This is a genomic window from Opacimonas viscosa (assembly GCF_024199005.1).
GTDB classification, from domain to species: domain Bacteria; phylum Pseudomonadota; class Gammaproteobacteria; order Enterobacterales; family Alteromonadaceae; genus Opacimonas; species Opacimonas viscosa.
In genome coordinates, this window is record NZ_JANATA010000229.1 from 1 (window position 1) to 255 (window position 255).

At 47.1% G+C, this 255-nt stretch carries 1 protein-coding gene; it reads left to right on the plus strand.

The genetic code is table 11. From position 1 onward, the window contains the following. The coding region (locus tag NLF92_RS13405; RefSeq protein WP_254102751.1) for a hypothetical protein at nucleotides 1–255 on the plus strand (255 nt) is incomplete at both ends.

Sequence of the window (255 nt, forward strand, 5' to 3'; positions counted from 1 at the left end):
TTAAAAAGTAGCGTTCAAGCCAAAGATTTAGAGCAATACTGGGACAACCTACGCCGCAAAGTGGGTGATGCGCAAGCCTCGCTTCCGCCGGGTACCGGCACGTCTATCGTGAACGATGACTTTGGCGACGTCTTTGGTCTTTTGATGACGCTTCAAAGCGAAGATTACACCTTAAAACAAATGGAAGACTTTGCTGATTTGATGCAGCGCGAAATCCAGCTTGTGGAAGGCGTTAAAAAAGTCTCTATTGCAGGT